Annotated in this window: 11 protein-coding genes; 1 reads left to right on the top strand and 10 read right to left on the bottom strand. The window is 65.2% G+C overall.

All coding sequences use genetic code 11. From position 1 onward, the window contains the following. Nucleotides 1–122 precede the first annotated feature (122 nt). Nucleotides 123–665, top strand: a complete 543-nt coding sequence (locus ACFO5X_RS16900) for an LOG family protein (RefSeq protein ID WP_380719041.1) — start codon at nt 123–125, stop codon at nt 663–665. On the opposite strand, the gene rarD is transcribed toward ACFO5X_RS16900, so the two are convergent. The 10 genes from rarD to ACFO5X_RS16850 form a co-directional block, all read right to left on the bottom strand. Beyond that, complete coding sequence (gene rarD, locus ACFO5X_RS16895; protein ID WP_380719038.1) at nt 662–1,570, bottom strand: EamA family transporter RarD; 909 nt, start codon at nt 1,568–1,570, stop codon at nt 662–664. The two genes, ACFO5X_RS16900 and rarD, sit on opposite strands and share 4 nt — an antisense overlap. A gap of 83 nt (nt 1,571–1,653) precedes the next feature. Then, a complete protein-coding gene (locus ACFO5X_RS16890; RefSeq protein WP_380719036.1) occupies nt 1,654–2,253 on the bottom strand; it encodes a superoxide dismutase in 600 nt (199 codons plus the stop codon). A gap of 221 nt (nt 2,254–2,474) precedes the next feature. Then, complete coding sequence (locus ACFO5X_RS16885) at nt 2,475–2,879, bottom strand: hypothetical protein (protein ID WP_380719035.1); 405 nt, start codon at nt 2,877–2,879, stop codon at nt 2,475–2,477. Between the two features lie 99 nt (nt 2,880–2,978). Beyond that, nucleotides 2,979–3,545 (bottom strand): sarcosine oxidase subunit gamma, encoded by a 567-nt coding sequence (locus ACFO5X_RS16880; protein ID WP_380719033.1) that lies wholly within the window; start codon nt 3,543–3,545, stop codon nt 2,979–2,981. Next, nucleotides 3,538–6,549 (bottom strand): sarcosine oxidase subunit alpha family protein, encoded by a 3,012-nt coding sequence (locus ACFO5X_RS16875; RefSeq protein ID WP_380719031.1) that lies wholly within the window; start codon nt 6,547–6,549, stop codon nt 3,538–3,540. The genes ACFO5X_RS16880 and ACFO5X_RS16875 overlap by 8 nt, the downstream gene beginning before the upstream one ends. 34 nt (nt 6,550–6,583) lie before the next feature. After that, entirely contained in the window at nt 6,584–6,913 is a 330-nt protein-coding gene (locus tag ACFO5X_RS16870; protein ID WP_380719029.1) for a sarcosine oxidase subunit delta, read from the bottom strand. Between the two features lie 4 nt (nt 6,914–6,917). Then, nucleotides 6,918–7,247, bottom strand: coding sequence for a TfoX/Sxy family protein (locus tag ACFO5X_RS16865; protein WP_380719027.1), 330 nt, complete (start codon nt 7,245–7,247; stop codon nt 6,918–6,920). A 113-nt stretch (nt 7,248–7,360) separates the two neighbouring features. After that, entirely contained in the window at nt 7,361–7,567 is a 207-nt protein-coding gene (locus ACFO5X_RS16860) for a hypothetical protein (RefSeq protein ID WP_380719025.1), read from the bottom strand. A 138-nt stretch (nt 7,568–7,705) separates the two neighbouring features. Continuing rightward, nucleotides 7,706–8,047, bottom strand: a complete 342-nt coding sequence (locus tag ACFO5X_RS16855; protein WP_380719023.1) for a hypothetical protein — start codon at nt 8,045–8,047, stop codon at nt 7,706–7,708. Between the two features lie 169 nt (nt 8,048–8,216). Further along, entirely contained in the window at nt 8,217–9,461 is a 1,245-nt protein-coding gene (locus tag ACFO5X_RS16850) for a sarcosine oxidase subunit beta family protein (RefSeq protein ID WP_380719021.1), read from the bottom strand. Nucleotides 9,462–9,577: the final 116 nt, after the last annotated feature.

The following is a 9,577-nucleotide window of genomic DNA, read 5'->3' as shown; positions in this document are numbered from 1 at the left end:
AAGCTATTGTCCCCAGAATGGGCCCGCCCCCCGGGCCGCAGAGTTGAGCTAGTCTAGCAACCGCGCTATCACCGGTCAAAACACCTCTGTGTTTCCCCGAAAAATCGTTGAAAGGCCCGCCCATGTCCGTCAAATCCGTATGTGTCTATTGCGGATCCCGCGCCGGAGCAATGCCGGCCTATGCCCAGGCCGCGCGCACGCTCGGCGCCGCCCTCGCCACCGAAGGCTGGCGGCTGGTCTATGGCGCGGGTGACGTCGGCCTGATGGGCGAGGTTGCCCGCGCCGCGCAGACCGCCGGCGGCGACACCTTCGGGGTCATCCCGGCCCACCTCGTCGCCTGGGAAGTCGGCAAGACCGACCTCACCCGCTATATCGTCACCGAGACGATGCATGAGCGCAAGAAGGTCATGCTGATGAACGCCGATGCGGTCGTGGTCCTGCCCGGCGGCGCCGGCTCGCTCGACGAGCTCTTCGAGGTGCTGACCTGGGCGCAGCTTGGCCTGCACGCCAAACCCATCGTGATCCTGAACGTCGAAGGCTACTGGGATCCGCTCCTGCGCCTGATCGACCATGTGATCGACCAGGGCTTTGCCGATGCCTCGCTCGCCGGGCTGTTCCAGGTCGCAGCCGCCCCCGAAGACACCATCGCGCTCCTCAGGGGCTAGGAACTCTCCGCCGCCCGCGCCACCGCCCGCCGCGCCGCCAGATCCTGGCGCAGCGCCTCCCAGGTGAACAGCGCCAGCGCCAGCCAGATCGCCGGAAAGGCCACCGCGTGCCAGCGGGTGAACGGCTCGCCGAACAGCACCACCGCGCAGAAGAACTGCAGCGTCGGGTTCATGTACAGCATCAGCCCCACCGTCGACATCGCCACGCGGCGGATCGCATAGCTGAACAGGATCAGCGGAGTCGCGGTCATCGGCCCGGCCCCGATCAGCAGCAGCGTATCGGCCATCGACCCGCCGAAATGACCCGCGCCCTCGCGGTAGACGGCAAACAGCAGCAACGCCACCACCGGCATCAGCACCACCACCTCGGCCGTGACCGAGACGACCGGCCCGACGGGCAACCCTTTCTTGAGGATGCCGTACAACCCGAAGGTCACCGCCAGCGACAGCGAGATCCAGGGCAGCACGCCCAGCCCCCAGGTCAGCAGCGCCACCGCCGCCCCGGCCATCGCCACCGCGGCGACCTGCAACCGTGACAGATGCTCACCGTAAAGAAACCGCCCCGCCAGCACCGCCACCAGCGGATAGATGTAATAGCCCAGGCTCAGCTCGGTCACGCGGTCGATCTGGGTCGCATAGATCAGCATGAACCAGTTGACCGAGATCAGCACCGAGGCGGCAACCACGATCGCCACCTGACGCCGCCCCCTCAGCGCGCCCCGCACCTCGCCCAGCCGCCCCTGCACCGCCAGCAGCGCGGCAAAGAAGACCAGCGACCAGATCACCCGATGCGCCATCACCTCGGCCGCCGGCACATGCACCAGCATCTTGTAATAGAGCGGCGAAAACCCCCAGATCAGGAAGGTCCCGACCGTCGCCAGAATACCCTTGGTCGTCCCGGTCATCGCCACCCATCCAGGTCAGTCAAACAAAAACCGCCGGCAACCCCATCGGGCGCCGGCGGCAATCCTTCGTCACACCATAGCGCTCACATGCGCGAGGCGACGTTTTCCCAGTTGACCAGGTTGTCGAGGAAGTTGGTCAGATAGGCCGGCCGCTTGTTGCGGAAGTCGATGTAGTAGGAGTGTTCCCACACATCGCAGCCCAGCAGCGCGGTCTGACCGAAGCACAGGGGGTTCACGCCGTTCTCGGTCTTGGTGACCTTCAGCGACCCGTCCTTGTCCTTGACCAGCCAGGCCCAGCCCGACCCGAATTGCCCGCCGCCAGCGGCGCCGAATTCTTCCTTGAACTTGGCGACCGAGCCAAAGCTGTCGGTGATCGCCTTTTCCAGCTCGCCCGGCATCTTGGTGCCGCCCGGGGCCATCATTTCCCAGAACTGGTTGTGGTTCCAGAGCTGGCTGATGTTGTTGAAGATGCCCGACTGCGCCACGGCGTCCTTCTTGTAGGTGCCGGTGATGATCTCTTCCAGCGACTTGTTTTCCCACTCGGTGCCGGCGATCAGCTTGTTGCCGTTGTCGACATAGGCCTTGTGGTGAATGTCGTGGTGATACTCCAAGGTCTCCTTCGACATGCCGCTCTCGGCCAGGGCGTCGTGTGCATAAGGAAGATCAGGTAGTGAAAAAGCCATGTTGGCCCCCTTCGGTCGGTGGTGAATTTCCCATGACGTAACTGAGCGCGTAAAGCGCCAGCGTCAAGTCACTTAGCGTAAACGCGAGGTATCGGGCCAAGGTTCCGGCGCCGCGCCGCCCGAAGCTGATCTCACTTCTTCGGTTTCACCGGTTTGCATTTGCCCGAGCCGCTGTCTTCGTTGTCATATCCGACCACCACAAGCCTGAGCGTGGCCGTCAGCTACGACTCCCTGAAATTCATCGTATAGATGACGCTGCCGCTCTTGTTGCCCCGGAACGGAAGATGGTCAACGCGCCAGGATAGGCGATAACGTCCAGCGCCGACTTCCGTAAATGGAACTTCCAGCGGTTTCTTGTAGACGTATTTGATCCGGGAATCGTAGACAGTTGCGATCATTTTCGCCTTGTCCAAATCCAGAAATACAGCCTCGGGAATTGTCCGGTTCATCGTGTGCGGCGTGAATGCGCAGAGATAGCTGGTGGCCAGTGCCGGCGTCGCCCCACAGATCAGCGCCAGCCCCGCGGCCATGCCAAACCGGCGCAGGGCCGCCGCCAGACCAGCCCAAGTTCCTTGGCCTTCAGCCGGATTACAGGAAGAAAACTGGCCGTTGACATCGCAATTCAAAGTCCCACGCCCTCATCTGAATTTCCGCAATTCAGACAGGACGTTACCGGCCGATTTCCCGGCTGGCAATCGCAATACGGCAGGAAAATTCTGCAGCGCTCAGAAATAGCCGACTTCGGACCCCTGCGCCGCCGCCACCTTCAGAACGCCAAAGACGTATTCGGCCACCGAACGGAAACAGATCACCCGGAAACTCTCGGCATCCTCCATCCAGTACGCCGCCGCCACCTGCGCGATCCGCGACCGGCGCAGATCGCCCGGTCCGAAGGCCTCGGGCGACAGATCGACCGGCGACAGCTTGGCCAGCACCTCGCGCGCCTTCGGCCCCGACACCCGCAGCAGCGCCCGCGCGTCCGACACATTGACCGCCAGCGCATGGGACTTGCCCAGCGCCTTGGTCATCGCCGCCAGCCGCGCGTCCGTCTCGTCATAGGGGCACAGCACCATCATCTCGTCCGGTGACATCCACAGCGCCGTCCCGCTCTCGCCGAAGGTCGCCTTGCGGATGCCCGGCACCGCACAGCCCGACCCTGCCGTCACCGCCTTGCGCACCGCCGCAAGGCCCATGTCGCCGCGCAGGGTGATCATCCCCGACAGGCCGCAGTCCTCGACCGTCGCGATCCCGTCGAACCGCCGCCCGCCCAGCGCGCTCACCGCCTCAGACATTCTGCTTCTCCCCGTCCTTGTCATAGACCACAGGGTCGACGATCCGGGCCTCGTAAACCTTGCCGTCGGTGCCGGGGAAGGAAATCACCTCACCCATCCGGTCCGGCCCGCGATGAACAAGCCCCATGGCAATCCCCCGGTCCAGCGTCGGCGAATAATAGGTCGAGGTCACGCGCCCCTGCGTGTTCTTCTGCCCGTTCTCGTTCACACCCTCGGCCACCGCATAGGCCCCGTCCGGCAGCACCGATCCGTCCACCGTCTCCAGCCCGACCAGCTTCCAGCGCTCGGGATCGGCCATATGGCTGCGCTCCTGCGCGCGCTTGCCCAGATAGTCGTCCTTCTTCTTCGAGATCGCCCAGCCCAGCCCCAGATCCTGCGGGATCACCGTGCCGTCCGTTTCGTCGCCGATCATGATGAAGCCCTTCTCGGCCCGCAGCACGTGCAGCGTCTCGGTGCCATAGGGCATGATCCCGAATTCCTCGCCCGCCGCCATCAGCGCCTCCCAGAACGCCAGCCCCTGCGAGGCCGGCACGGCGATCTCATAGCTCAGTTCGCCCGAGAAGGAGATGCGGAAAACCCGCGCCTGGAAATTCCCCAGCGCACCTTCCTTCCAGTCCATGAAGGGGAAGGCCTCTTTCGAGACGTCCATGCCCCCGAGCTTCTCCAGCACGGCCCGCGCCTTGGGGCCCACGACGGCGATCTGGGCATACTGCTCGGTCAGGTTGGCGGTGTAGACCTTCCAGTCCCACCACTCGGTCTGCAGCCACTCTTCCATATGCGCATGGATGCGGTCCGCGCCGCCGGTCGTGGTGTGGCAGAGGAACGTCTCCTCATCGATCCGCGCCACCACACCGTCGTCGATCAGGAACCCGTTCTCGTTGCACATCAGCCCATAGCGGCATTTGCCTGGCTTCAGCGTGCTCATCATGTTGGTATAGAGCATGTCCAGGAACCGCCCCGCGTCCGGCCCCTTGACCAGCAGCTTGCCCAGCGTGGAAGCATCAAGCAATCCAACCGCTTGTCGAACGTTCTTCACCTCGCGCGTCACCGCCTGATGCACATCCTCGCCGCTGCGGACATAGGCAAACGGCCGCCGCCAGTGGCCCACCGGCTCCCAATCCGCGCCATGGCTCTCGTGCCAGCCATGCATCGGCGTGCGCCGCAGCGGCTGGAACACCTCGCCCCGCGCCTCGCCGCCGATCGAACCCATCGAGATCGGCGTATAGGGCGGGCGGAACGTGGTCGTTCCCACCACCGGGATCGGCGCACCCAATGCATCAGCAAGCACCGCCAGGCCGTTGATGTTGCTCAATTTCCCCTGATCCGTCGCCATCCCCAGCGTGGTATAGCGCTTGGTGTGCTCGACGCTCTCGTATCCCTCGCGTGCGGCCAGCTGCACGTCCGACACCTTGACGTCGTTCTGGAAATCCAGCCAGGCCTTGGCCCGCAGGCCCACCCGCGCCCGCGCCGGCATCATCCAGACCGGATGCAGCGCATTCTCCTGCACCGGCACCGCGCTCACCGCGCTGGCCTTCTTCAGCTTGAACCCCGCCGCCTGCGCTGCCTGGCGTCCCGCTGCAAAGGCGCTCGCCGCAATCTCGTCCAGCGCCATCTCGCCATTGGCCGATCCCGCCGCCACAGCCATCGCGGTGCCGTCTGCGCCCGTCGGCGCGCGGGCCGCGTCGGGGCGGAACATCGCCCGATCCGCATCCCAGACCAGCTTGCCGCCGCAGTGGCTCCACAGGTGAACCACCGGCGACCAGCCGCCCGACATTGCCACCGCGTCGCAGGCGACCTCTTCCAGCACGCCGCCCGCGCCCTCCTGCGGGCAGATCTGCACCGCCTTGACCCGCTTGCCGCCCGAGATCTTGCCGACCCCCCGGCCGCAGTCGATCCGGATCCCCAGCCGCCGCGCCTCTTCCATCAGCGCGCCGCCGCCGCTCTCGCGCGCATCCAGGATGCGCAGCACATCGACGCCCGCCTGCTTCAGGATGATCGCCGTGCGATAGGCGTCGTCGTTGTTCGTCGCGACCACCAGCCGCTCGCCCACCGCGACACCCCAGTTCACCGCATAGTCCCGCACCGCCGAGGCCAGCATCACCCCGGGCACGTCATTGCCCGCAAAGGCCAGCGGCCGCTCGATTGCGCCCGTCGCCACGACCACCTGCTTCGCGCGGATTCGCCACAGCCGGTGCCGCGGTCCCTTGGCGCCCGGCGTATGGTCGGCAACCCGCTCGTAGCCCAGCACATACCCGTGGTCGTAGAGCCCCGAGACCATGCAGCGCGTGCGCAGGGTCACGTTCGCCAAGCCCTCCAGCTCCTTGACCAGCCGCTCGACAAATCGGTCGACCGGCCAGCCGTCGATCCGCCCGCCATCGACCGGCGCGCGCCCGCCCCAATGCGCGGTCTGCTCCAGCACCAGCACCTTCGCTCCGGTCTGCGCCGCCGCCTTGGCCGCGATCAGCCCGGCAATACCGCCGCCGGCCACGACCACATCGGTATGCACGTGGAAATGCTCGTAGGTATCCGCATCCCGCGCCTTGGGCGCCTGCCCCAGCCCGGCAGACTGGCGGATGAACGGCTCGTAGACATGCTTCCAGAAGCTGCGCGGATGCAAGAACATCTTGTAGTAGAAGCCCGCCGGCAGGAAGCGCGACAGATAGGCGTTCACCTGCCCCACGTCGAACTCCAGCGACGGCCAGTGGTTCTGCGACCGCGCCTTCAGCCCCCCGAACAGCTCGGTCGTCGTCGCCCGCTGGTTCGGCTCGAACCGGCCGCCCTCGCCCATGTTGACCAGCGCGTTCGGCTCTTCCGCCCCGCTCGCCACGATCCCGCGCGGACGATGATACTTGAACGACCGCCCGACCAGCACCTGGTCGTTGGCCAGCAGCGCCGAGGCCAGCGTGTCCCCCGCGAACCCCTGCATCGGCTTGCCGTCAAAGGTGAAATCCAGCTGTGCCGTCCGGTCGATCAGACGGCCCAAAGAGGCCAGGCGCGCACTCATGTCTCGGTCTCGATTCTGTTCGGTTTTATTGTCATCATGCAAAGTCCCGCCAGCGCCAGCCGGGCACAGCGGCGCTGATCTTCTTGCGCAGCTCGGCCGGCGGCTCGGTCACCTGCGCGAAATAGGTGCCGTATACCTCCAGCGTCGCCGTATTGCGCGCCGCGTGGAACCACTTGCCGCAGCCGTAGGAATGTCGCCAGCGCTCAAAATGCACCCCCTTGGGGTTCTCGCGCTGGAACAGGTAGGCCTGGAACTCGGCATCGTCGGACCCTGGGCCAAAGCGCTTGAGATGCGCCTCGCCCCCCGCACTCAGCTCGCTTTCATCGGCCATGACCCCGCAATAGGGGCATTGGAGGATCAGCATCGTCTCATCCTTTGGCAGACAGGGTTGCGACATGGGCCAGCGCCAGCCCGGTCAGGGCCTCGCGAATGGCGCCGTCCTGGAAGGTGTCGGGGTCAAGATCGGCCCAGCCGCCCATAACCCGTATCCCCATCGACATCGGCTGCGCGCCCAGCGCCAGCGCATCGGGCAGACGGTCCTTGCCGACGCGATACATCGCGCCACGGCTGTGCACCGCGCACACCATATGTCCATGAAGCAGGAAACAGATGCCGCCGAACATCTTCTTTTCGGAAAGCCCGGGGAGGATGCCCAGATCGGCCTGCATCGTATCGGCAATCGTCGTGTCATAGGCCATGCGGGACACCTCCCGCCACCGGCCCGTTCAAATTCTTTGTTCTACAAATGAAAACGGGATGGGCCCGAGGCTTACCCATCCCAAACTCGTAAAGATACCAAGAACGTCCGGCGTCAGTTGCCGGTGACTGTGCCCTCGACGGCCTTGCCGCCGGGAAGCTCGATACGGATGTCCGGCTGTTCGGCCGACGGCAGTCCTCCCCCGAAAACGATCCAGCCAACCGCCAGGAGTGCAACAACCACGCCTCCGAGGATGAAGGCAAGTGCGGTGTTTCCACCAGCCGGGGTGCTATGCGTCTGATCCGACATATATTTCTCCATTCATCGTTTCTCAGCGACGAAACGCGGTCGCCCACGAATGGGTTCCCGCGATTTTGAAGAAGATTTGCAAGGATGGTCCCGGATACGCGTGACGGCCGCCCGGCAAGGGACGGCCGTCTTCCTGCGAAGCGGAGTGCTTTAGTTGCCGGCAGGTGCGGCAGGGGTGGTCGGCTCGGCGGTGTCAGCCGGAGCGGCCTGCGGAGCCGGAGCGGTGGTGGTGCTGCCGGTGCCGGCATCGGGCGTGACAGCCACCGGGGCCGTCGTATCCGCCGGAGCGGTGTTTTCGATGGTGACGTTGTTGGTCGTGCCATCGGCCGGAACCGTGGTGACAGCGCTGTCGCCGCCCATGCTGAACAGCCACACGAGAACAAGCAGAGCGACCACGATGCCGCCGATGATGAATGCGCCTGCGCCGTTGCCTTCACGCGTAACGACGCGATCACGTTCGACATAGGTGTTGTGCAGGTCCTGGTTTGCCATGACTTTATCTCCAATCGAGTTGCGATTGCAGTCATAACCAGCAGCCCCCCCGACCAGTTCCGGGCGGTTCCCGAAACCGGCAAATGTCCGCCAACCGGCGCCGGAACAATCGGGAACCGGGGCTCAAACCCGCGAAAGGTCAAGCACTTATATGCGGCACTCGCCTGCATCAGTGCGCCACCCCCGCCGCCACGCTCTCGTCGATGAACCGCCCCTCGCGGAACCGGTCGAGCGAAAACGGCCCGGCCAGGGGCGACCCGCCCGTCGCCATCAGCTCGGCCATCGCCCATCCGGAGCCCGGAATCGCCTTGAACCCGCCGGTGCCCCAGCCGCAGTTGACGAAACACCCCTCCAGCGGCGTTTTCGACAGGATGGGCGAACGGTCGCCCGTCATGTCGACGATCCCGCCCCACTGGCGCAGCATCTTGAGCCGGCTCAGCATCGGAAAGGTCTCGATCAGCGCGCGCACGGTTTCCTCGATGTGATGGAAGCTGCCGCGCTGGGTATAATTGTTGAACCCGTCCGTGCCGCCGCCGATCACCATTTCGCCCTTGTCCGACTGGCTCATGTAGCCGTGCACGGTATTGGCCATCACGACCACATCCATGCAGGGCTTGATCGGCTCGCTCACCAGCGCCTGCAGGGCCAGCGATTCAATCGGCAGGCGGAACCCGGCCATTTCGGCCAGGACGCTCGAATGCCCCGCCACCACGATCCCCAGCTTGCCGCAGTCGATCGGGCCCTTCGTGGTCTCGACACCCCGCACCTGCCCGTTCTCGCTGCGGACGGCCGTCACTTCGCACTGCTGGATGATGTCCATGCCCATTGCCGAACAGGCCCGCGCATAGCCCCAGGCCACCGCGTCATGCCGCGCCGTGCCGCCCCGCGCCTGCCACAGCGCCCCCAGCACCGGATAGCGCGGCCCGTCGATATGGATGATCGGCACCAGCTCCTTCACCCGCTCGGGCCCGATGAACTCGGTCTTCACCCCCTGCAGCGCATTGGCGTGCGCCGTCCGCTTGTAACCGCGCACCTCGTGCTGAGTCTGCGCCAGCATCATCACGCCCCGGGGCGAGAACATGACGTTGTAATTCAGATCCTGGCTCAGCGTCTCATACAGCGACCGCGCCTTCTCGTAGATCGCCGCGGAAGGGTCCTGCAGATAGTTCGACCGGATGATCGTGGTGTTGCGTCCGGTGTTGCCGCCGCCCAGCCACCCCTTCTCGATCACCGCCACATCGGTGATCCCGTAGTTCTTGCCCAGGTAGTAGGCCGTCGCCAGCCCGTGCCCGCCCGCGCCCACGATCACCACCTGATAGCGCCGCCGCGGCTCGGGGCTGCGCCAGGCGCGTTCCCATCCGGCATGGTGGCGCAGGGCCTCGCGTGCAACGGCGAATACGGAATAGCGCTTCATCTCTTCGGCCCCCATGCGTGGAATCGCATCATTTTACCTGCCCCCTGCTTCTGCGCGACATGGCCAAAAAGAGGATACCCACCGCGGCATTTCCAACCACATTTGCGACATGGCGC

The sequence above is a fragment of the Seohaeicola nanhaiensis genome (genome assembly GCF_042654245.1).
Lineage (GTDB): Bacteria > Pseudomonadota > Alphaproteobacteria > Rhodobacterales > Rhodobacteraceae > Seohaeicola_A > Seohaeicola_A nanhaiensis.
This window is presented reverse-complemented; position numbering and strand designations above follow the sequence as displayed.

Coding starts and splice junctions, on each gene's coding strand:
- ACFO5X_RS16900 (WP_380719041.1), top strand. CDS start 123: ATGTCCGTCAAATCCGTATGTGTCTATTGCGGATCCCGCGCCGGAGCA.
- rarD (WP_380719038.1), bottom strand. CDS start 1,570: ATGACCGGGACGACCAAGGGTATTCTGGCGACGGTCGGGACCTTCCTG.
- ACFO5X_RS16890 (WP_380719036.1), bottom strand. CDS start 2,253: ATGGCTTTTTCACTACCTGATCTTCCTTATGCACACGACGCCCTGGCC.
- ACFO5X_RS16880 (WP_380719033.1), bottom strand. CDS start 3,545: ATGTCTGAGGCGGTGAGCGCGCTGGGCGGGCGGCGGTTCGACGGGATC.
- ACFO5X_RS16875 (WP_380719031.1), bottom strand. CDS start 6,549: ATGAGTGCGCGCCTGGCCTCTTTGGGCCGTCTGATCGACCGGACGGCA.
- ACFO5X_RS16870 (WP_380719029.1), bottom strand. CDS start 6,913: ATGCTGATCCTCCAATGCCCCTATTGCGGGGTCATGGCCGATGAAAGC.
- ACFO5X_RS16865 (WP_380719027.1), bottom strand. CDS start 7,247: ATGGCCTATGACACGACGATTGCCGATACGATGCAGGCCGATCTGGGC.
- ACFO5X_RS16860 (WP_380719025.1), bottom strand. CDS start 7,567: ATGGAGAAATATATGTCGGATCAGACGCATAGCACCCCGGCTGGTGGA.
- ACFO5X_RS16855 (WP_380719023.1), bottom strand. CDS start 8,047: ATGGCAAACCAGGACCTGCACAACACCTATGTCGAACGTGATCGCGTC.
- ACFO5X_RS16850 (WP_380719021.1), bottom strand. CDS start 9,461: ATGAAGCGCTATTCCGTATTCGCCGTTGCACGCGAGGCCCTGCGCCAC.